Annotated in this window: 21 protein-coding genes, 1 tRNA gene, 3 rRNA genes, 1 other RNA gene, 1 riboswitch and 1 other annotated feature (2 of these 28 only partly in view); of the genes, 5 read left to right on the top strand and 21 right to left on the bottom strand. The window is 37.5% G+C overall.

Going from position 1 to position 22500, the window contains the following annotated elements; genetic code table 11:
- From NST77_RS20765 to tadA, 8 genes are all read right to left on the bottom strand, one after another.
- Positions 1-134, bottom strand: a 16S ribosomal RNA gene (locus NST77_RS20765) (it extends 1414 nt beyond the left edge of the window).
- Between the two features lie 415 nt (positions 135-549).
- Positions 550-813, bottom strand: a complete 264-nt coding sequence (locus NST77_RS20760; RefSeq protein WP_047944838.1) for a pro-sigmaK processing inhibitor BofA family protein — start codon at positions 811-813, stop codon at positions 550-552.
- A 255-nt stretch (positions 814-1068) separates the two neighbouring features.
- On the bottom strand, positions 1069-1287 hold the full coding sequence (locus tag NST77_RS20755) for a YaaL family protein (RefSeq protein WP_095334361.1): 219 nt from the start codon (positions 1285-1287) through the stop codon (positions 1069-1071).
- 19 nt (positions 1288-1306) lie between these two features.
- Complete coding sequence (gene recR, locus NST77_RS20750; RefSeq protein ID WP_016205308.1) at positions 1307-1903, bottom strand: recombination mediator RecR; 597 nt, start codon at positions 1901-1903, stop codon at positions 1307-1309.
- An 11-nt stretch (positions 1904-1914) separates the two neighbouring features.
- The gene (locus tag NST77_RS20745) at positions 1915-2235 is read right to left on the bottom strand and encodes a YbaB/EbfC family nucleoid-associated protein (RefSeq protein ID WP_047944843.1); all 321 of its coding nucleotides are present in this window, start codon (positions 2233-2235) and stop codon (positions 1915-1917) included.
- Positions 2236-2313: 78 nt separating this feature from the next.
- On the bottom strand, positions 2314-4020 hold the full coding sequence (dnaX, locus tag NST77_RS20740) for a DNA polymerase III subunit gamma/tau (RefSeq protein ID WP_095334359.1): 1707 nt from the start codon (positions 4018-4020) through the stop codon (positions 2314-2316).
- A gap of 208 nt (positions 4021-4228) precedes the next feature.
- Positions 4229-4493, bottom strand: an RNA gene (ffs, locus tag NST77_RS20735) — signal recognition particle sRNA large type.
- 85 nt (positions 4494-4578) lie between these two features.
- Positions 4579-5091, bottom strand: a complete 513-nt coding sequence (gene tadA / locus NST77_RS20730) for a tRNA adenosine(34) deaminase TadA (protein WP_095334358.1) — start codon at positions 5089-5091, stop codon at positions 4579-4581.
- A 171-nt stretch (positions 5092-5262) separates the two neighbouring features.
- Between tadA and NST77_RS20725 the strand changes: the two genes are divergently transcribed.
- Both NST77_RS20725 and NST77_RS20720 read left to right on the top strand, forming a co-directional pair.
- The gene (locus NST77_RS20725) at positions 5263-5826 is read left to right on the top strand and encodes an isochorismatase family cysteine hydrolase (protein ID WP_095334357.1); all 564 of its coding nucleotides are present in this window, start codon (positions 5263-5265) and stop codon (positions 5824-5826) included.
- A gap of 34 nt (positions 5827-5860) precedes the next feature.
- The gene (locus NST77_RS20720; protein WP_095334356.1) at positions 5861-7147 is read left to right on the top strand and encodes a glycosyl hydrolase family 18 protein; all 1287 of its coding nucleotides are present in this window, start codon (positions 5861-5863) and stop codon (positions 7145-7147) included.
- 126 nt (positions 7148-7273) lie between these two features.
- Here NST77_RS20720 and NST77_RS20715 read toward each other — a convergent pair whose 3' ends face one another.
- From NST77_RS20715 to NST77_RS20695, 5 genes are read right to left on the bottom strand one after another with little or no spacing between them, the layout of a single operon-like run.
- Complete coding sequence (locus NST77_RS20715; RefSeq protein ID WP_095334355.1) at positions 7274-8281, bottom strand: ThiF family adenylyltransferase; 1008 nt, start codon at positions 8279-8281, stop codon at positions 7274-7276.
- Positions 8278-9051: a thiazole synthase gene (locus NST77_RS20710; RefSeq protein ID WP_095334354.1), complete on the bottom strand. Its 774-nt coding sequence runs from the start codon at positions 9049-9051 to the stop codon at positions 8278-8280. The genes NST77_RS20715 and NST77_RS20710 overlap by 4 nt, the downstream gene beginning before the upstream one ends.
- The gene (thiS, locus tag NST77_RS20705; RefSeq protein ID WP_095334353.1) at positions 9048-9251 is read right to left on the bottom strand and encodes a sulfur carrier protein ThiS; all 204 of its coding nucleotides are present in this window, start codon (positions 9249-9251) and stop codon (positions 9048-9050) included. Before thiS ends, NST77_RS20710 begins: the two co-directional genes overlap by 4 nt.
- Before the next feature lie 15 nt (positions 9252-9266).
- Entirely contained in the window at positions 9267-10373 is a 1107-nt protein-coding gene (thiO, locus tag NST77_RS20700) for a glycine oxidase ThiO (RefSeq protein ID WP_095334352.1), read from the bottom strand.
- The gene (locus NST77_RS20695; protein ID WP_095334351.1) at positions 10354-10968 is read right to left on the bottom strand and encodes a thiamine phosphate synthase; all 615 of its coding nucleotides are present in this window, start codon (positions 10966-10968) and stop codon (positions 10354-10356) included. The genes thiO and NST77_RS20695 overlap by 20 nt, the downstream gene beginning before the upstream one ends.
- Before the next feature lie 131 nt (positions 10969-11099).
- Positions 11100-11209: riboswitch (TPP riboswitch) on the bottom strand.
- A gap of 282 nt (positions 11210-11491) precedes the next feature.
- Here NST77_RS20695 and NST77_RS20690 point away from each other — a divergent pair.
- Together NST77_RS20690 and NST77_RS20685 are read left to right on the top strand one after the other, a co-directional pair.
- Positions 11492-12151 (top strand): deoxynucleoside kinase, encoded by a 660-nt coding sequence (locus NST77_RS20690; protein WP_095334350.1) that lies wholly within the window; start codon positions 11492-11494, stop codon positions 12149-12151.
- Positions 12129-12800, top strand: coding sequence for a deoxynucleoside kinase (locus tag NST77_RS20685; RefSeq protein ID WP_061801295.1), 672 nt, complete (start codon positions 12129-12131; stop codon positions 12798-12800). Before NST77_RS20690 ends, NST77_RS20685 begins: the two co-directional genes overlap by 23 nt.
- A 207-nt stretch (positions 12801-13007) precedes the next feature.
- On the opposite strand, the gene NST77_RS20680 is transcribed toward NST77_RS20685, so the two are convergent.
- From NST77_RS20680 to guaB, 6 genes are all read right to left on the bottom strand, one after another.
- Positions 13008-13100 (bottom strand) — tRNA-Ser (locus tag NST77_RS20680).
- A 162-nt stretch (positions 13101-13262) separates the two neighbouring features.
- Complete coding sequence (serS, locus tag NST77_RS20675; RefSeq protein WP_095334349.1) at positions 13263-14543, bottom strand: serine--tRNA ligase; 1281 nt, start codon at positions 14541-14543, stop codon at positions 13263-13265.
- A gap of 93 nt (positions 14544-14636) precedes the next feature.
- Positions 14637-14862: a binding site (T-box leader), on the bottom strand.
- A gap of 51 nt (positions 14863-14913) precedes the next feature.
- Positions 14914-15519 (bottom strand): pyridoxal 5'-phosphate synthase glutaminase subunit PdxT, encoded by a 606-nt coding sequence (gene pdxT / locus NST77_RS20670; protein WP_095334348.1) that lies wholly within the window; start codon positions 15517-15519, stop codon positions 14914-14916.
- A gap of 1 nt (position 15520) precedes the next feature.
- Positions 15521-16402: a pyridoxal 5'-phosphate synthase lyase subunit PdxS gene (gene pdxS, locus NST77_RS20665; protein ID WP_123258654.1), complete on the bottom strand. Its 882-nt coding sequence runs from the start codon at positions 16400-16402 to the stop codon at positions 15521-15523.
- Between the two features lie 192 nt (positions 16403-16594).
- Positions 16595-17926 carry a D-alanyl-D-alanine carboxypeptidase family protein gene (locus tag NST77_RS20660; RefSeq protein WP_095334346.1) on the bottom strand — a complete coding sequence of 444 codons (1332 nt, stop codon included), beginning with the start codon at positions 17924-17926 and terminating at the stop codon, positions 16595-16597.
- 172 nt (positions 17927-18098) lie between these two features.
- Positions 18099-19565 (bottom strand): IMP dehydrogenase, encoded by a 1467-nt coding sequence (gene guaB / locus NST77_RS20655; protein WP_095334345.1) that lies wholly within the window; start codon positions 19563-19565, stop codon positions 18099-18101.
- A gap of 113 nt (positions 19566-19678) precedes the next feature.
- On the opposite strand from guaB, the gene NST77_RS20650 reads away from it, so the two are divergent.
- Positions 19679-20641 (top strand): YaaC family protein, encoded by a 963-nt coding sequence (locus NST77_RS20650; RefSeq protein WP_303985860.1) that lies wholly within the window; start codon positions 19679-19681, stop codon positions 20639-20641.
- Positions 20642-20741: 100 nt separating this feature from the next.
- On the opposite strand, the gene rrf is transcribed toward NST77_RS20650, so the two are convergent.
- Positions 20742-20858, bottom strand: a 5S ribosomal RNA gene (rrf, locus tag NST77_RS20645).
- Between the two features lie 136 nt (positions 20859-20994).
- Positions 20995-22500, bottom strand: a 23S ribosomal RNA gene (locus NST77_RS20640); it runs 1430 nt beyond the window's last position.

Here is a 22500-nt window from a genome sequence, read left to right as displayed (position 1 = left end):
ACAGGCAGGTTGCCCACGTGTTACTCACCCGTCCGCCGCTAACTTTAAAAGCAAGCTTTTAAAGTCCGCTCGACTTGCATGTATTAGGCACGCCGCCAGCGTTCGTCCTGAGCCAGGATCAAACTCTCCAATAAAGAGTTGATTAGCTCATTGCTAAACTCTAGCTTTTTGTTACTTTTTGTTCTATAACGCTAGTTATAAAACGATTATTGTTGACGTTTGTTTGTTCAGTTTTCAAAGAGCAATTTATTGTTGCTATTAGAAGCAACTTTTATATAATATCACAAATACATATTATATGTCAAATACTTTTTTTAAAGCATTTCCAGTGATTAAGCTAACCAATCTGGCGACTTTTTATATATTATCACCCTTTATATATGAAGTCAATACTTTTTAATAGTATTTTATCTTTATTCCCAAACCCTGTTTTTAATTAATAAAATCAGCTCACAAATAAAAGAGATTAACTATAAATCCTCACAAAGCTTTCTCTCCTTTGTTCTGAATTTAGATAATCTCCTTTTCGAGTATCATTATACGTTTTAATTATATAATATATAATTGAATCGCTACTAATGCTGCTACTCCTGGAATCCCCAATATTCCTGATACGGTGGAGGTTGCAAAATTAATTGGCACATGTATACCATATTGATTACCGACCGTATTTAGGAAAAATAAAAATAACGCACCTATCATAATTTTTATAATACCTTGTCCAATCATTCTAAGTGGTTTTATTGGTGTACCGACTACTAACAACAAAATAACCAACCCAATGACAATAGATATAATAACAACCGGGCTCACTGTCCATCCTCCCTTATTATGCTTGTATTTATAAATATGTATCATTTCCATAAATAAGACCTAGGATGGACAACTTTTCATTTTAATTAGCACTTTTCAGCCATGTGCTTATTCACTATCAAAGTTAAAAAGATCGATGTAAAAACAAAAGAACCGAATAAAAGATTCTGATATGCTCCCCATTAGGTAGACTGATTTAAAAAATACAATCTGTTATATAATGGGGAGCAGTTCATTCTTCACTCGGCCTGCTTATTATTTCAATAAATTTATTTTTCTTTGTTTTGCTTCTTTAAATAAGAAGAAATACTTTGCCTCTGATAATTTAGCTCCACTAATTACTTCATCGGAAGGATCAAAACTCTTATCTAACAAACTTTTATCATTTAACCATTCTTTTTTTAAATGACTAAATTGAACTAATAGCTTCTCATCAAATTCCTTCCTTAACTTTCCTTTTTTTCGAAAGAACATCCGCTAGCCCTCCTGTACCTTACACTTCTCTTCGACCTTCTAACGCTTTAGATAGTGTAACCTCATCTGCATATTCTAAATCTCCACCTACCGGCAAACCATGAGCAATTCTTGTGATTTTAATACCTGATGGTTTGAGCAGACGAGAAATATACATAGCTGTCGCTTCTCCTTCTATATTCGGGTTTGTTGCCATAATAACTTCTTGGGCCTCATCATCCTGCAATCTCTTTATCAAAGAAGGTACATTGATATCTTCTGGTCCAATCCCATCCATCGGAGAAATAGCCCCGTGGAGAACATGATAAAGTCCGTTATATTCTTTCATTTTTTCCATTGCAATGACATCTTTTGGATCTTGTACTACACATATAATACTTCGATCTCTTCTACTATCTTCACAGATATAGCATGGATCTTGATCTGTAATATGACCACATACAGAACAATAAGTTAGGTTTCTTTTCGCATTAACTAATGCTTTCGCAAAATCCAGCACGGTATCTTCCTTCATATTTAATACAAAAAAAGCCAGTCTAGAGGCCGTTTTAGGCCCAATGCCTGGCAATTTCATAAAGCTGTCAATTAGCTTTGATATAGGTTCAGGATAGTGCATAATCTCCCCCCTTAAAACATTCCAGGAAGGTTTAATCCTTTTGTAAACTGACCCATTGTAGAATTTGTTAATTCATCCGCTTTTTTCAAAGCATCATTTGTTGCTGCTAAAACTAAATCTTGCAACATTTCTACATCTTCTGGATCTACAACCTCTTCCTTAATAATCACATCAATAATTTCTTTATGACCAGATACAACAACAGTTACCATTCCGCCGCCTGCTGTTCCTTCAATCTTTTCTTCACCAAGCTGTTCTTGCGCCTCTGCCATTTTCTTTTGCATCTTTTGCATTTGTTTCATCATATTTTGCATATTTCCCATTCCACGCATATATACTACCTCCAATTTATAGTTTCCATTGGTTTTTACATAATAGATTACTTACATATATAACCAATAGGTTCGAAATTAATCCTTCACTTCTAATAATTCTTCACCAAATAATTTTATCGCTTCTGATACAACGGGGTTATCTTGCCGCTCTTCACCGTCTCCTTCTTCAGAAGCTTCTAGGTGCTGGGAGCTATTGAGAAATTCTTCTCTAATGTTGAGCCATTGCTCTTCAGGGACTCCTAATAAATTATACCTTTTTCCAAGGAGTTGATACAAAGAATTAGTGATTGTCTCTATAAATTTAACATTATCTAACGCCATTTGACAGTGGATTTCATATTTAAATTTAATAATAATGGAATCCGTTGATGCAGCAACTGGTTCTGCTTCATTCAACAATGCAGCTTGCGATCTCATTTGGTTTTGCACAAGAGTATTCAGCATAGCTCCCCAATTACTCTTTATACTTTGCAATTCTTGCTTTGTTGCATTTTTTAGTGTTTCTGTTATTTTCCCTAAAGGTGCTTGAAATCCTTTTCTATTTGTTCTTGTTTTTTTCTGTGTTGGCTGCGTTTCTGCGACTACAGTAACACCTTTTTGCTTAATATTCGCCAATTCTTCTTCTAAAGAAGATACCTTACTCAGCAAAGATTGTATTTCTGGAATGTTTACATTAGATTGCCCAGATATGTTTGGTGCTTCCAACTGACATAATTTCACAATGGCTACTTCTAAAAAGATTCTCGGATGGTTTGTCCAGCGCATATCTTGCTGTGTTCTATTCAGCAAATTTATAAGCTCATAAATTTGTTCATGTGTATGTGTTTCTGCAAGATCTTTAAAATCATCATCCAATAAAACCCTTTCTAAGGATTCCTCTAAATTAGGAGCCGTTTTATAAAGTAGCATATCGCGATAGAAAAAGATGAAATCTTCAATAAAACGATTAGAGTCCTTCCCAGCAAGAAGTAATTCATCTAAAGATTGGAGCCCTCTTACCGTATCTCCATCTAAAATAGCTCTCGACAATGTATTTAAAAAGTTTTGTGAAACAGCACCCGTCACTGTCAAAGCATCTTCAACCGTAACTACTTCATTACTATAAGAAATCGCTTGATCTAGTAAACTTAAAGCATCACGCATTCCACCATCTGCTGCTCTTGCAATCATTTGTAATGCTTTTTCCTCACAAGAGATCGCTGATTCATCCATAATCAATCTCATTCGATTGACAATCGCTTGCGATGTAATTCGTCTAAAATCAAACCGCTGACATCTTGAAATAATGGTTAAAGGAATTTTGTGAGGCTCAGTAGTGGCTAAAATAAAGATTACATGTTTAGGGGGTTCCTCCAATGTTTTTAAAAGCGCATTAAACGCTCCAATTGACAGCATATGAACTTCATCAATAATATATACTTTGTAAGGTACAGAGCTAGGAGCAAATTTCACCTTATCTCTTATATCCCTTATTTCTTCTACTCCATTATTGGAAGCAGCATCTATTTCAATTACATCAGGGATAGTACCATCTGTAATTCCTCTACATGCATCACATTCATTACAAGGTTCACTAATTGGTGCTCTCTCACAGTTAACTGCTTTCGCTAATATTTTCGCTGCACTTGTTTTCCCTGTCCCTCTCGGCCCAGAGAACAGGTAAGCATGAGAGATTTTTTGTTGAAGAAGGGCATTTTGCAATGTCTTTGTTACGTGTTCCTGCCCTACTACATCAATAAACTGTTGAGGACGCCAAACCCGATATAAAGCTTGATAGTTCATAGTACCCTCCATTTTTTATTTTCTTTTTTATTATAGCTTATCCGTTTATATTTTTACATCCATAATAGCATACATAAAGACATGGAAATAGTTATTCTCTTCGAAAAAGAGAATAACTATTTCCAAACAAAAGGAATGCAGCCATTCCCTTTAACTTACAAAAAAACTCATCCACATAGGATGAGTTTTGTATGTATAATTATAACTGCCGTGCACCTTTCATCGACTGGCACCCATAAGCGTTACTTAAGTAGTTAGCTCGGTCCAGGTAACCCTGCGGCACATGGGGGTGTCCACTTAATGCTGCTTCCTTCCGGACCTGACATGGTTCATGGATTCCCATTGCGCAGGACCCGGACGTCAACACCACTTACTTAAGGCAGACCCTACAGGATACCAGCCTCAGAAAGGAATTCAGCCTCGCTAGAGCGGATTGCGAGTACAGGGCACCGCTACCTCCCCGCTTAGCACGACAAAATTGATACCGAAATATTAGGTGTCCTAAGACACACTCTTAGTATACTGATAATGGACGGAAAAATCAACATAAAGCATTTGTTAATTATTGTAAGAATCCAAAACACTTGTCTTCCGTTCCTTTTTCTTCTTCCTTCGGTTTCTTATTTCGCGAAAAAAAGAAGTTAATAACTGTCCACACTCTTCTGCTAATACACCCGTAATTACTTCACTTTGGTGGTTAAATCGGTCATCTTGAAGTAAATTCATAAAAGTACCAGCACATCCTCCCTTTGGATCCGCTGCACCATAAACCACCCTTGGAATTCGTGACAGCAGGATAGCTCCAGAACACATAGCACAGGGCTCTAGCGTAACATAAAGCGTGGCTTCCTCTAGTCTCCATGTTCCTAATACTTCACACGCCTTCTCAATAGCAAGCAATTCAGCATGAGCAATGGCAGATTGGTCTGTTTCTCTTAAATTATGTGCTCTAGCAATTACTTCCCCTCTATAAGCAACAACTGCACCAATCGGCACTTCTCCTATTTCCGCAGCCTTCTTTGCTTCCTCTATAGCTATTTTCATAAATAATTGATCTTGGTTTATTTCCATAATTACAGCCCACCTATATATAAACACAAAATTTGTAATGAAAATCCTTCTTTTACTTAAACTAAGAAAATCAATTCTATTTTCCAACTAACCCATACTGGAAGTTAGTTTATCTTCCAGCACACTAGCTAATTTTTTATTCTACCATCTTACATAGAAAAGGAGAACCATATGGAATCATCTGACACAGCACTCTTAATTATTGATATGATAAATGACTTTCGTTTTGTGCATGGAAATATTTTAGCAGAAAAAACATTAATAATTGCAGAGCATATTCAACTGCTTAAAAAACAATGCAAAAAAGAAAAAATACCGATTATTTATATCAACGACCATTATAATCTATGGCAAGCTGAATTGAATAAAATAATTGATTATTGTAGAAATGAAAAAAGTGAACCTATTATTGATAAAATCAGACCAGATGATACCGACTATTTTTTAATCAAACCAAGACATTCTGCCTTTTATGGCACAGCTTTATATACCCTACTTCATCAATTGCAGGTTAAAAACCTTATCCTTACCGGAATTGCCGGAAATATTTGCGTTTTATTTACTGCTAATGATGCCTATATGCGAGAGTACCCGCTTCTTATTCCAGATAATTGTATTGCTTCTGTTGATAATGAAGATAATCAATATGCTATTCGCATGATGAAAAATGTCATGAATGCAAAAATATTTACATTCAATGAAAATACAATCATTTCTGCTCTTTCTTCCTCATAAACTGTAATAATGTATCCTGTCAGGAGGGAAGAATATGCAAATTCACGTTGTCCGTAATAATCAAACATTAACAGGCATTGCAGCTGCATACGGTACTACGGTTAATGATATAGTAGAAGCGAATGATCTACCAAATCCAGACCGATTAGTAATAGGGCAAGCACTCGTTATCCCTATTATCGGTAGCTTTTATTGGGTTCAATCTGGAGATACGCTTTGGTCTATTGCTCAACGGTTCAGGTTGAATTATGAGCAATTAGCTTCTATCAACTCTATTGCTGTTAACCAACCTTTACAAGTTGGTTTACGTTTATATATTCCCGAGAGGCCGCAAAGACCGGTCGAGTCTAACGCATATGTAGAACCACGGGGTACATATGTCGCACCTAATCTTGAGGAAAGTGCACGAGAAGCAGCTCCTTATTTAACCTACCTTGCACCGTTTAGTTTTCAAGCATTACGAGATGGCGGTTTAAAAGAACCACTTCTTAATAATTTCCCTGAAATTGCCCAGAGAAATAATAATGTACTTATGATGGTTATTACGAATCAAGAAAATGATCAATTCAGTGATGAGCTCGGACGAATCCTATTAAATGAGAAAACCATTCAAAATAACTTCCTCCATAATATTGTGACGACCGCAAAGAAATATGGATTTCAGGATATCCATTTTGATTTTGAATATTTACGCCCGGAGGATCGGGAAGCCTATAATCGTTTTCTCCGTAGAGCGAAAAATCGTTTTTCCCAAGAGGGTTGGCTAATATCTACTGCTTTAGCTCCAAAAACTAGCGCTACTCAAAAAGGAAAATGGTATGAAGCACATGATTACAGAGCACACGGAGAAATTGTCGATTTTGTCGTTATCATGACTTATGAATGGGGGTATAGCGGGGGGCCCGCTATGGCTGTTTCTCCTATTGGTCCAGTTAGAGATGTTTTAGAATATGCCATCACGGAGATGCCTCCCTCTAAAATTATGATGGGGCAAAATTTATATGGTTATGATTGGACCCTTCCCTTTGTCGAAGGAACAGTAGCAAAAGCACTTAGCCCTCAAGCAGCCATTCAACTTGCAGCTGATTATAATGCGGAGATACTATATGATCAAAAAGCACAGGCTCCCTATTTTAAATACACAGACAGTGAAGGCAGGCTGCATGAAGTGTGGTTTGAGGATGCTCGTTCTATTCAAGCAAAATTCAATTTAATCAAAGAGTTGGATTTAAGAGGAATTAGTTATTGGAAATTAGGTTTAGCCTTTCCCCAAAACTGGCTTTTACTTGCCGATAATTTTCACATAACAAAAAGAACATAGTCAACTTATTTTCACTTAAAAAACCTGTATGATTCGGCTCAACACCTGTAACACCAAGTAGACTAATTGCAGTATATTGATAAAAAAAGGAAAGATCTTATCAAATAGCTCTTTCCTTTTTTAACCCTATCCAATCAATCTCGCATAAATGGATTTTGCTACACTTATCTCTGATGTTCCATGAATGATCGCACGCCCATCTTCAAAAAGAATCACCCGATAATCATCATATTGAAAAGACACTAAATAAGGATTGGCAATTAAGTTTTGAACAAGGGCCTTCCATTGCTTTGAAAGCACATAAAGATCCAATCTCTTTGACGTAGCAGGGCGAATATGAACAGCATCTCTCCCACATAACACCGCTGCTTTTGTTTGATTTTGAAAAGACAAATACGGAAAATCTGCTCTTCCTCCGCATGTAGGACACTCAAATTTTTTTAGCTTTTCGACATTCATTTCCGCATATTCCATTTTCCAAATATCAAAAGAACGTAGTACCGGCAATAACTTTTCACCAGAAAGAATTTGTATGGCTTGCGATACTTGCATAGCAGCAACCCACTGAACAATAGGACTGATAACCCCTGCGGTATCACAGGTTATTTCCTGGGAAGGGAGCTGTTCAATTAAACAATGAAGACATGGCGCATTCTCCCCTGCGACTGGATAGGAAAGCCCATAGCTTCCTACACATGCCCCAAAAAGAAATGGTATTTTCAGCTTAATCGCAGCATCATTTATGACTAATCTTGTTTCAAAATTATCGGTACCATCTATTAGAATAGAAGCACCCTCTATAAATTTTTCGATTGTATGACAGTTTATATCCTCCACCACTGCCTCTATAAGCGTATGACTGCTAATATCCTTTAATCTCCTTTTTGCCGCAACAGCTTTAGGGAGTTTATCGGCTGCATCCTCTTCCGTATAGAGCTGTTGCCTTTGCAAATTGCTCTCTTCTACGTAATCACGATCGATAATAGTCAGTCTTCCTATTCCTGCTCTTACCAGCATCTCAGAACTAGCTGATCCTAAGGCTCCTGCCCCTAAAATAACAGCATGACTAGCTTCAATATTTCTTTGTCCCTCTTTACCAATAAATAATTCCTGCTTTAAAAAACGACTAGTCAAGATGGAATCATCCCCGCAATCGGACTACTTGCAACACCATAATTCTTCTCGATTATTCTCCCTGCTTCATACCCCAATCTTCCAGCTTCTATAGCTAATTTCATCGCCTGAGCCATTTTAACTGGATCAGATGCATTAGAAACCGCTGTATTTAAAAGTACCCCATCTGCGCCAAGTTCCATTGCATATGCTGTGTCCTTTGGCGAGCCAATTCCTGCATCCACAATAACAGGTACATTACTTTGCTCGATAATAAATTGTAAATGTAGCGGATTGATAATTCCTTTTCCTGACCCAATGGGGGAAGCACCTGGCATAATAGCATGTACACCTAACTGTTCTAACCGTTTTGCCAGCACAACATCATCAGAGGTATAAGGCAACACAATGAATCCCTCTTCTAATAATTGTTCAGATGCCCTCAAAGTTTCTATCGGATCCGGCAGCAGCGACTTATCACAACCGATTACTTCTACTTTAATCATGTCACATAGTCCAGATGCCTTTGCGAGTTTAGCAATTCTTACCGCTTCTTCTGCAGTCTTCGCTCCCGCAGTATTCGGAAGGAGAGTATAACGCTTTAAATCCAGCTGTTCCAAGAAATTAGGCTGTGATTTTTCAAATATATTCATCCTGCGTACCGCAAAGGTTAGAATCTCACTTTCTGATACTTCTACCGCTTTTTTTTGTATTTCAAATGATGGGTATTTTCCTGTCCCAAGTAACAAACGAGACCGAAAGGTACGATTTGCTATTGTTAACATTTTCATCCTCCTCCAACAAAGTGAATTAGTTCTACTCTATCGCTTTCTTTTAATACATGTGTTTGGTACTGTTCTTTTTGCAAAATATCCCGATTTATTTCTACTATGACAATACGATTATTTAATTCAAAAAAGTGTAGGAGATCCTCTACCGTAACAACCTCTTTAGGCAGCTGTTGTTCCTTACCATTCAATTGTATATTCAATTACTCCCCTCCCCATCAGACTAAAATACGTCGCTCAACTTTAAAGGCATCTAGCCATTCGCTTTTTACAGGCATACCCAATATTAAATCTCTAATCATCTTTCCTGTTATAGGAGCTAAAAGAATTCCATTTCTTTGGTGTCCAGTTGCAAAATACAAGCCTTTCATTTCTGGATGCTCACCTATAAATGGATAACCATCATACGTTTGTGGTCTTAGGCCAGCCCACGCTCTCTTCCACTTCATCCTTCCAACTTCTGGTATCATTTCCTTTGCTTTTTGTATAACTTCCTCTATCCCATCAAGGGAAGGTTCCTCACTCCATTCATTCCATTTTTTCGTTGCTCCAATAATGAACTCCTGATTATTTCTTGGTACAATGTAAAATTGATTATGAAATACGGAATATTGCAAGGGAAATCCTTCATTTTCTACAGATACACATTCTCCCTTAACCGGGGTAATTTCGTGTGATAACCCTAATTGCTGAAAGAAGTAATTGCTCCATACTCCACTTGCAATGACTACATTTTCTGCGAAAAAAGCACCTTGCGACGTTTTTATGACATAATCTATCCCTTTCTTTTTGACTCCTAATACACGGGTATATTCATAAACTTCTGCTCCGAATAGCTGCGCTCCTTTACTTAAACCATTACATGCTATCAATGGGGTGATATGTACATCCTCTTTCAAAAATGCTGCTCCGAAGATAGCGCTAGAAAGCTGGGGAACCATTTTCCTTGCTAGTTCAGCATCCAGCCATTCCACGGATGATAGGGCCAAAATAGGTTCTAGTTCCCCTTTTTCTTCCTCTGAATAAGCAAGCTTTAATAAACCGCCATTTCTTTTCTCAAAATCAATAGCAGTAAGCTCCCTTATCTCCTCATAAAGCTCCTTATATAAAAGCTGACTACTTCTTGCAAATGGATAAAGTTGCTTAAACTCTTTATATTCAGAGTGAGCGCCAAGCATCCCAGCTGCTGCGCTTGTTGATTTCCCACCTATTGTATTTGCTTCTAATATGGCGACCTTCCTGTTTTCTTTTGCTAAATAGTAAGCAATAGAACTACCAATAATTCCTCCACCTACAATAACGACATCAAATTTTTTGGATTCCACACTCTTCACATCTTTCCCTTAGTCGTTGTACTGCTTTTAATGGCTGAGACGCTGAAAATATAGCAGACATAATCGCTACTCCATCTACACCTAAACTTGCTAATTTACCGACTCGTTCTTCAGTTATTCCACCTATAGCATAAATAGGAATAGTTAGATCTCTCTTTATATCAGTGATCGATGGCAACGCGATAGGTATCTTTCCTTTTTTACTGTCAGTCGGAAAACAATGGCCATATATCACATAATCAGCCCGAGCATTTTCTGCTATGATTGCTTCCTGTTGACTATGAACAGATACACCTATAGATAATGTTGGATAAATATTTTTTACTGGTTGAATAGGTAATCCATTGCCTGGTAAATGCACATGTCTTAAAGAGAGCAATGCTGCAACGTCTAGGCGGTCATTTATGATTATTTTCTGAGCCGGTACCCCTTCCTTAAGCAGCCTCTCACCAAGTAAATAAATTTCTTTTGGGCTTTTTGCTTTCTCTCTAATTTGCACATAATCCACATATGGGTGAATTTCTAATAATATGGAGGAGAGTCTTTCAAAGGAATGTTTATTATCTGTTACAGCCATTATCTTCATTTCATCATCTCCCAACTATTAATTCAGCATTTAAATATTAAATTTTAAAAAGAAAACACAAAAAACCACTTTCCCAAGCAGAAAGTGGTTAATAAATTACACCTAATGAAAAAAGACCATTAGGCACACATATTTAAAGGTATCCACTTTCCTACGCAGGTACGAACCTGTTCAGGTTTTAAGGGTTTAAAAGTAACTACTTTATTCTCAGCCCTTATCAAGGGATCCCCTAGTGTGATTCAATTATAAACTTTACCCATATAATACCATAGACTGATAATTTAGCAATAATAAAATTCTCAATTTTTCCACTTTTAAAGTTCGCCTAAAATCTAAAATATTTTTTTTAGGAAAAAACAAGCATATGTCCACATTCTCTTCCATGTGTTAAAATGACTCTTGTACTATTTTTATTACCTACTAAAAGAAGCAATCATTAGAAAAGCTGTTGTCGGATGATAGCCATTATTTTTGCAGCCTAAAAAAGTTCGCTTCTCAAAATAAAAGAACTGGAGGGACAAGTGTGAATAGTATCCCTTTTATTACAGTAGAAGGACCTATCGGAGTGGGAAAAACTTCTTTAGCTAAATTGCTCTCAGAGTATTTTCAATACGAACTTCTTAAGGAGATTGTAGAGGAAAATCCCTTTCTCGGAAAATTTTATGAAAACATTGATGAATGGAGTTTTCAAACAGAAATGTTTTTCTTATGTAATCGATTTAAGCAATTAAACGATACAAGAGACCATTACTTAAATAAAAACATACCTGTAGTTGCAGATTATCATATATTAAAAAATCTCATTTTCGCAAAAAGATCCTTGCAGGATAGTGATTTAGACAAATATATTCGAATATATGACGTGTTAACAGAAGACCTGCCGATGCCGAATATTATTATTTATTTACATGCAAGTTTAGATACACTTATGGCACGAATCAAAAAGAGAGATAGAGACATCGAAAAAAATATTAGTCCTCTTTATCTAGAACAACTAGCATCTGATTACGATGTTGTCATGAATGACTTCAAAAAGAATAACCCACAGATCCCAGTATTAGATTTCAATGGAGATACATTGGATTTTATTCAAAACAAACAAGACTTAGTAAAAATTATAGACGCAATAAAAGAAACTTTAAATATAGGAGCCTTTAATCATGAATCTACGAACAAAATATAATATTCCGAGTAATTCTGTTATTACAATTGCTGGGACAGTTGGCGTAGGAAAATCTACCTTAACAAATGCATTAGCAGATGCCTTGCAATTTCGGACTTCCTTTGAGAAAGTCGACACAAACCCATATCTTGATAAATTTTATCACGATTTCAGCCGCTGGAGTTTTCATCTGCAAGTATATTTTTTAGCAGAACGATTTAAAGAACAAAAGAGAATCTTTGAGTATGGCGGCGGATTTATTCAAGATCGTTCCATTTATGAGGATACCGGTATATTTGCAAGAATGCATTACGAAAAAGGAACCATGTCGGAAGTAGATTACGAAACATATACGAGTCTTTTTGAAGCGATGGTTATGACTCCTTACTTCCCCCATCCAGACCTTTTAATATACCTAGAAGGCTCTCTCGAGGACATTTTACAGCGTATTGATCGAAGAGGCCGCGAAATGGAAAAGCAAACGCCAATTGATTATTGGAAAGAGATGCATGGAAGATATGAGAAATGGATTGATTCTTTCTCCGCATGTCCAGTTCTTCGTCTAAATATTAACGAATATGATGCAATTGCTGGCAGCCAATCTATCGAACCTATAATAGAAAAAATAGGTACTATTCTTCAACATAAAAACTATAGCAAAAAAGCGTAGAAGGACTTTCCACGTTTTCCTTTTACAGCCAGACATTCACTAGAAAGCCTGGCTGTAAGGGAAAACAAAGGAAAATCCTTTTTATTTATTCATTCAATGATTTTACTAACTTTATAAAAAAAGCTTATAAAACATAAAAAACCTGCTACCGTAGTAGCAGGTCACATATATCTCCAAATATTATGCGCAATGTAAAATATAAAATCATGGAGGAGGAAAGGGGATTCGAACCCCTGCGCGGTTTGACCCGCCTGTCGGTTTTCAAGACCGATCCCTTCAGCCGGACTTGGGTATTCCTCCATCAGACAAATAATAATATATCATTTATTATTTCATAAGTCAACTATATTTTTCATTTTTTTATTTTTTATTTTTCTAATAAAGGAGCTAGGAAAAATAGTTGACCTCCAAAGAATATACAATCCCTCTAAAGAGGTCAACCCTTTTTAACTGTTTGCCCTATTATTCAGGGGCAATTACTTCTCTATTTCTCATATATGGTCGTAGTACTTCAGGAATTACCACACTACCGTCAGCTTGCTGATAATTCTCTAAAATCGCAGCAACTGTTCTTCCGATAGCAAGACCAGATCCGTTTAATGTATGCACATGCTCCGGTTTTCCTTTAGGCTCTCTACGGAAACGAATATTAGCTCTTCTTGCTTGAAATGCTTCAAAATTACTGCAAGAAGAAATTTCACGGTACATATTGTAGCTTGGAATCCATACCTCTACATCATATTTCTTGGCGGCTGTAAACCCTAAATCACCTGTACACATGCTCAATACACGGTATGGTAAACCTAGAAGCTGTAATACCTTTTCGGCATTTTTTGTTAAAGATTCTAACTCTTCATAAGAATCCTCTGGCTTAACAAATTTAACTAGCTCAACTTTATTAAATTGATGCTGTCTAATTAATCCCCTAGTATCTCTTCCAGCAGATCCTGCTTCTGAACGGAAGTTTGCACTAAATGCAGCATACTTGATTGGTAATTGATCCCCATCCAGTATTTCATCTCTATGCAAGTTCGTTACTGGTACTTCAGAAGTTGGAATTAAGAAATAATCTTCTTTTTCTATTAAGAAAGCATCTTCCTCAAACTTAGGTAATTGGCCAGTTCCTGTTAAGCTAGCTCTATTTACTAAGAATGGGGGGATAATTTCTTTATAGCCATGTTCCTCTGTATGCAAATCAAGCATGAAATTAAATAACGCTCTTTCTAGTTTTGCTCCTAATCCTTTATAAAATACAAAGCGGCTTCCTGTCACCTTCGCTGCTCGTTCAAAATCAAGTAAATCTAAATCTGTTGCAACATCCCAGTGAGGCTTTGGTTCAAAATCAAATTTTCTAATTTCGCCCCATTTTCTAATTTCAACATTATCATCTTCCGTATCTCCTACTGGAACACTTTCATGAGGGAGATTTGGAATACCAAGCATGATTGTTTGTAATCTTTCTTCTACATCGCGGAGCTCGTTATCATATTCTTTAATTTTTTCACCAACTTCTCTCATTTCACTGATAAGAGCTTCTGCATCTTTTTTCTCTCTCTTTAATACAGCAACTTGCTGAGAAACCTCATTTCGTTTACTTTTCAGCTGCTCTGTTTCAACGATTAACTCTCTTCTTCTTACATCCAATGCTTCAAAATTATCAAGCTCTGATAAGTCTTCTCCTCGATGCTGTAACTGACTTTTTACAAAATCAAAATTAGCACGAACAAATTTGATATCTAACATTACTATTCCTCCTATGTTTTATTTCTACATGCAATCTACTGTTACACACCCTGTGACCTTAATCTTTTTTGCAAATAAAAAACTCCCATCCCCAAAAGGGACGAGAGTTACCCGCGTTGCCACCCTAGTTAAAAGCATAAAACTGCTTTTCACCTTAAAGATCATAACGGTTTTTAGCCGAAAACAATTACTTGCAGCATATGCGTTCCTTGTTTTTACTCTAGGATGGATTCGCAGGCTTTATTCACCGATTCGCACCAACCATCGGCTCTCTTTAAAGAATAAGTAACCTGTTACTATTTCCTATCATAGTAGATTCCATATATTAGTTGCATTTATCTTACTATAATTATTTCCGAAATTCAACAGCTTATGCAAATAAGTGTTGCTTCGCTTCTATCGCCATTTTAATAAAATAACCAGTTAAGCGATGATCCTCCGTTAACTCAGGATGGAAAGAACATCCCAAGAACTGAGCTTCCCGTGCTGCTACAATACGATCATTATGTTTAGCTAAAACCTCAACATTTTCACCAACACTAACAATATGTGGTGCTCGGATAAATACAGCAGTAAAATCCTCCGCGACCCCAGCAATATCTAGGTTGGCCTCAAAGCTCTCCTTTTGTCTCCCAAAGGAATTACGCTCCACTTGTACATCCATTACACCAATATGAGGCTTATCATAGCCTTTAATGGAGTTTGCTAATAAGATTAACCCTGCGCATGTCCCAAACATTGGTTTCCCTGTCTTAGCAAATGCCTGCAGCGCCTCCATAAATTCATATTTATCAATCAGTCGTCGCATGGTTGTACTTTCTCCACCAGGGATAATAAGACCGTCTATGTCATCCAATTGTTCTACTTTCTTTACGACAATCGCTTCTGCATTATTTGCTTCAATTGCATTAACATGTTCTCTAACTGCACCTTGTAAACCAAGGACCCCTATTTTTATATTTACCGTTGCGCTCATCTTACCAACCACGCTCTTGCATACGAGCTTCTGGTGCTAAACTAGATATTTCAATTCCTTTCATTGCTGTTCCAAGGTTTTTAGAAATTTCCGCAATCAACTCATAATCTTGATAATGAGTAGTGGCTTCTACTATTGCTCTAGCAAATTTTGCAGGATTATCTGATTTAAAAATACCAGAACCGACAAATACACCATCGGCACCTAATTGCATCATTAAAGCTGCATCAGCAGGCGTTGCAACACCACCAGCAGCGAAGTTGACAACCGGCAGGCGACCTAGTCTCTTAATTTCTAAAAGAAGCTCATATGGAGCTCCTAAGATCTTAGCTTCTGTCATTAATTCATCTTCATTCATGTAAGCAACTTTACGGACTTGCGCATTTACTTTTCTAATGTGACGGACTGCTTCCACAATATTTCCCGTTCCTGGTTCCCCTTTTGTACGAAGCATAGAAGCACCTTCGCCGATACGTCTTGCTGCTTCTCCAAGGTCACGACAACCACATACAAATGGAACAGTATATTCATTTTTATTTAAATGAAACTCTTCATCTGCTGGAGTTAGAACTTCACTCTCATCAATATAATCCACACCCATAGCTTCAAGCACTCTTGCTTCGACAATATGACCAATACGTGCCTTTGCCATTACAGGGATTGTTACAGCATTCATTACTTCCTCTACAATTGTAGGATCAGCCATTCTAGCAACTCCGCCAGCTGCACGAATATCGGAAGGAACACGTTCAAGAGCCATAACAGCTACCGCCCCTGCTTCCTCTGCAATCTTGGCCTGTTCTGCGTTGATAACATCCATGATTACTCCGCCTTTTTGCATTTCAGCCATTCCACGTTTTACTCTATCAGTCCCAGTTTTCATTGTTTGCCCCCTGTAAAGTATCTTTTTCAATTTTAATTATCTTAATCTTTCGAATAAAATTATTATTCCCTACTGAAAATAAACAATAAAAAAGAGCTTCTGTCAATACAGAAGCTCTTTTTCTTTCAATTTCCATAATGTATGCGATTTATCTAGTTAATTATTGTTCTTGGCTATTTAAATCGTTTTTAATTAAAACCAGCCTTTTACTGTATCAGAAACACTTCCCCATACATTCGCGAAGAATGAACCAATTCCACGCATTGCCAAAACAAACCAATTTGCCTTTTCAACTGTTTCGTTTGCCACTAAATCTACTTGTGCTTTCTCTTTTCCGTCATTTGTTAGGAATGGCACATCTTTTCCGTCTTTCGTTTGCACTGTTACATAGCCAACCTTATCTCCTTTTTTAATTGGAGCTGTTAGTTCGCCATCTTTATTTAATTTCTTCTCATCTAATACAACCTTGGCAACATAGTTTTCTTTCTCATTGTTTTTGATTACTAAGTTAACGGCATCTTTTGTTCCAATGCTTACTTTATCTTCTTTTCCTTTTATAACATCAATCGTTTTATTTTTTGCATCTACGTAATTTGCTGGAAGTACCTCTTCAGTAGAAAAATTATTAAAAGCAAAGTCTAAAACTTTTCTTGCTTCTGCAAAACGAGAATTCTTTGTTTCACTTTTCATAATAACGACGATATATCGATGATCCCCTTTTTTTGCAGTAGCGGTAACATTAAATTTAGCATAATCAGTAGAACCTGTTTTTAATCCATCTACACCCTCATATCCATAAATTAGAGAAGGAATTAACCAGTTAAAGTTTTTATATTCTCTTCCATCTCTAAACTTTAAGCTCGGCATACCAGATGTTTCTAGTATTTCTGGAAAATCATTGATTAAACGATATGCTAGCTTGGCAACAGCCTTAGCTGACATTTTGTTTTCATCTTTTTCAGTTCCAGCTGGGATATTCCCCAATAAATCACTGTTATTTAAACCGGAAGAGTTAACAAATTCGAAATCTTTTAATCCTAATTCCTCGGCTTTTTTATTCATTACACTAATATAATTTTTCTCTGTACCAGCAATTAATTCTGCCAATGCAACAGTAGCTGCATTTCCTGAATGGATTGCCATTGCTTCATACAATTCTTTAACTGTATACTCTTCTCCTTCAGTTAACCCTACATTGGATAACTCCGGAGCTCCAGATAATCTGTGAATATAATTATTTATTTTTACCTTTTGATCCCAAGAAATTTTCCCGTTCTTTATCGATTCCAGAACAATATATTCTGTCATCATTTTTGACATGGAGGCAACTCCAAGGAGTTCATCTGTATTTTTTTCATATAATATTTCCCCGGTATTAGCATCTACCAGTATAGCTGCTCCTGCATTTAATCCTAGTTCGTCCTTTTCAGCAGCATTTGCTTGATAGGGTAGAACCGTTGATAGTGTACTTAAGAATAGTACAGCAATGATGAATGACACCGTCCACTTTTTTACTTGTTTCAATATTAAAACCTCCAAAACTATTTTATCTATTAATCTATCTTTATTTTTTAAGTTAATAATTTCCCTTGTACAGTTTAACATAAAAAAAATAAAAAAAATAGACAGTGACATCATTCACTGTCTAAAGTAAATTAAGGAAACTTTCCATAAACTAATATGGCACTAGCTTTGTTTATGAAAGGGAATAGTTTGGTGCTTCTTTTGTAATTTGAACATCATGTGGATGACTTTCTCTTAAGCCAGCACCTGTCATTTTTACAAATTGTGCATTTTCTCTTAATTCATATAAATCTTTTGTTCCACAATATCCCATACCTGAACGGATACCGCCTACTAATTGGTAAATAGTATCGGAAAGTGGTCCTTTATAAGGAAGTCTGCCCTCAATTCCTTCCGGAACAAACTTTTTATTATCTTCTTGGAAATAGCGATCCTTTGATCCCTTTTCCATTGCAGCAACAGAGCCCATTCCTCTATATACTTTAAATCTTCTGCCTTGGAAAATCTCTGTTTCCCCAGGGCTTTCAGAAACACCTGCAAGTAAACTACCTAACATCACCGCATGTCCACCTGCAGCCAAAGCTTTTACAATATCACCAGAGTATTTAATTCCTCCATCTGCAATAATTGATTTACCATGCTTTCTTGCCTCGGTAGCACAGTCATAAACTGCTGTAATTTGAGGAACACCTACACCAGCAACTACACGTGTTGTACAAATGGAACCAGGTCCAATTCCTACTTTCACAATGTCTGCTCCAGCTTCGATTAAAGCTCGTGTTCCTTCTGCTGTAGCTACATTACCAGCAATAATAGTTAAATCAGGGTATGCATTCCTAATATCTCTGACACCCTCTAGCACACCTTGTGAATGGCCATGAGCAGTATCAATGACAACTACATCGACATTAGATTTAACAAGCAGTTCAACCCGTTTTAATGCATCGTTTGTTACACCAACTGCAGCCCCAACTAATAATCTTCCTTGAGAATCTTTTGCTGAATGCGGAAATTCAATTACTTTTTCTATATCTTTAATGGTGATTAATCCCTTTAATACACCCTCTTCATCGATTAAAGGTAATTTTTCAATCTTGTATCGTTGTAAGATTTTTTCTGCTTCCTCTAACGTAGTTCCTACAGGAGCCGTTACTAAATTTTCTTTCGTCATAACATCCGAAATTTTAATGGAAAAGTCTTCAATAAAGCGAAGGTCACGGTTAGTAAGAATACCTACTAGTTTTTGCTCTTCGTTGTTATTAACAATTGGCACACCGGAGATTCTATATTTACCCATTAGATGCTCTGCATCAAATACTTGGTGTTCAGGAGTTAAAAAGAAAGGATCTGTGATTACACCACTTTCTGAGCGTTTTACTTTATCTACTTGCTCAGCCTGTTGCTCGATGGACATATTTTTATGAATAATACCTAATCCACCTTGTCTAGCAATAGCAATAGCCATTTCTGCTTCTGTTACAGTATCCATTCCTGCACTAATTAGCGGAATGTTTAAATTTAAATTTTTCGCTAATTGTACTTTTAAGCTTACATCACGAGGCAAAACTTCTGATTTAGCTGGAATTAAAAGCACATCATCAAACGTTAATCCTTCTTTAGCAAATTTACTTTCCCACATTTTAACGCCTCCATATTGTTAAAAATATTATTAGTAGGTTATCAATTGGACAAAATACTGTCAAGGTCAGTTTAATATGTTTAACTTTTCAAAAAATTCAAGGAGGCTAACAAATGTCCAAATTCTATAAAGGATGGAGCTCATATAGTTGTTTTTTTTCAGCGGAATATACCCAAGATTTTCTAAAAAAATGCTATCGCAATTTACATATATCTGATATAGACTCTAAAAGTTATCAGAATTGTTATCCCTTTATGTACTTTTTAGAACATGGCAAATTGTATTATCACCAAGCTGCAAATGCTCCAATGAGTATTCAGCCCATTCTTTTATTTTATGGTCTTGTTCATTTAATAAAAGCATGTTTGCTTACGATCGATCCTAATTATCCAAACTCCACCTCTGTTCTTGCACACGGAGTTTCAACAAGAAAACTAAAAAAACAACAGTATTTATTTTTCGAAGATGAAATAAAGATTCAAAAAAATGGACTTTTCACTTATATGGCTGAAAAAATGTTTGCCTGCAAAAATTTAGAAGGGGAAAAAATAAAAATGGGACATCTTTTAAGTCATATCCCGGAATTATCTAACTTATTTCAAGTATTAGAAGGAAAACCAACCTTTTTTAAAGTACATGATCAAGCAGCTAATAAAATTATTATTTCGAATCAAATATTAGATTTATACTATATGAACATAAATCACTTTAAAAATTACTTAGAAAGGAATCATAGTATACAATTAGAGGAAATAGAAGAGAATAAAAGCGAGTTGACCATTCGCCTGTTAGAACCGCTCAAGCAAGGAAGTTTTATTAAATGGGATAGTAAAGAAGAATCTTATGCCGTTTCTGCTGATAAAGAAAAAACTTGTTTATCCAATGAATTATTAAGCCATTATTTAATCCTATATAACCTTAGTATGATTGCGCGGTATGAAATTGAATGGTGGAGTGAACTATTAAAGACGATGCCAAATAAAGACTATCCCTTTATAGAATCTTTTTTACAAGTTTCCTCAGAAAAAGGTCCTGAATTAATTTATCAATTTTTAGAGAATCTAGCCATAAGTTAAGATTTACAACATTTCTGCCCAAGACATATTTGCTCATTAAAAGGCGATTTTTATTTTAAATAAAAAAAGCATCTAACGAATAGATGCTTTTTTCCTTATTGCCTGGCGACGTCCTACTCTCACAGGGGGAGAACCCCCAACTACCATCGGCGCTGAGAAGCTTAACTTCCGTGTTCGGTATGGGAACGGGTGTGACCTTCTCGCTATCGCCACCAGACTTATTTATTTAGAGAATTATTCTCTCAAAACTAAATCATTTAGAAGTATTCCAATTTGCCAAGTAATCATTTTGTCCAGCTCCAACGCCTATCGCCTATCAAACTTCCGATAAACAGGCGTTTCCGCTTTTCATTTTAGTTAAGTCCTCGATCTATTAGTATCAGTCAGCTCCACATGTCGCCACGCTTCCACCTCTGACCTATCAACCTGATCATCTTTCAGGGATCTTACTAGCTTACGCTATGGGAAATCTCATCTTGAGGGGGGCTTCATGCTTAGATGCTTTCAGCACTTATCCCTTCCGCACATAGCTACCCAGCGATGCCTTTGGCAAGACAACTGGTACACCAGCGGTGCGTCCATCCCGGTCCTCTCGTACTAAGGACAGCTCCTCTCAAATTTCCTACGCCCACGACGGATAGGGACCGAACTGTCTCACGACGTTCTGAACCCAGCTCGCGTACCGCTTTAATGGGCGAACAGCCCAACCCTTGGGACCGACTACAGCCCCAGGATGCGATGAGCCGACATCGAGGTGCCAAACCTCCCCGTCGATGTGGACTCTTGGGGGAGATAAGCCTGTTATCCCCGGGGTAGCTTTTATCCGTTGAGCGATGGCCCTTCCATGCGGAACCACCGGATCACTAAGCCCGACTTTCGTCCCTGCTCGACTTGTAGGTCTCGCAGTCAAGCTCCCTTGTGCCTTTACACTCTACGAATGATTTCCAACCATTCTGAGGGAACCTTTGGGCGCCTCCGTTACTTTTTAGGAGGCGACCGCCCCAGTCAAACTGCCCACCTGACACTGTCTCCCACCCCGATCAGGGGTGCGGGTTAGAATGTCAATACAGCCAGGGTAGTATCCCACCAATGCCTCCACCGAAGCTAGCGCTCCGGCTTCCAAGGCTCCTACCTATCCTGTACAAGCTGTACCAAAATTCAATATCAGGCTGCAGTAAAGCTCCACGGGGTCTTTCCGTCCTGTCGCGGGTAACCTGCATCTTCACAGGTACTATAATTTCACCGAGTCTCTCGTTGAGACAGTGCCCAGATCGTTACACCTTTCGTGCGGGTCGGAACTTACCCGACAAGGAATTTCGCTACCTTAGGACCGTTATAGTTACGGCCGCCGTTTACTGGGGCTTCAATTCAGAGCTTCGCACTAACGTGCTAACCCCTCCTCTTAACCTTCCAGCACCGGGCAGGTGTCAGCCCCTATACTTCGCCTTGCGGCTTCGCAGAGACCTGTGTTTTTGCTAAACAGTCGCCTGGGCCTATTCACTGCGGCTCTCGCAGGCTTGCACCCGCAAGAGCACCCCTTCTCCCGAAGTTACGGGGTCATTTTGCCGAGTTCCTTAACGAGAGTTCTCTCGCTCACCTTAGGATTCTCTCCTCGCCTACCTGTGTCGGTTTGCGGTACGGGCACCCTAAATCTCGCTAGAGGCTTTTCTTGGCAGTGTGGAATCAGGAACTTCGGTACTATATTTCCCTCGCCGTCACAGCTCCGCTTATGTGGTAATGGGATTTGCCTCATTACCAGCCTAACTGCTTGGACGTGCTAATCCAACAGCACGCTTACCCTATCCTCCTGCGTCCCCCCATTGCTCAAACGATTTAAAGGTGGTACAGGAATATCAACC

Origin of the sequence: Niallia sp. FSL W8-0177, assembly GCF_038006285.1 — a bacterium.
In the GTDB taxonomy this organism is placed as follows: Bacteria; Bacillota; Bacilli; order Bacillales; family Cytobacillaceae; genus Niallia; species Niallia circulans_A.
Note: the sequence above shows the minus strand (reverse complement) of the source record. Positions and strands in the feature narration are given on the sequence as shown.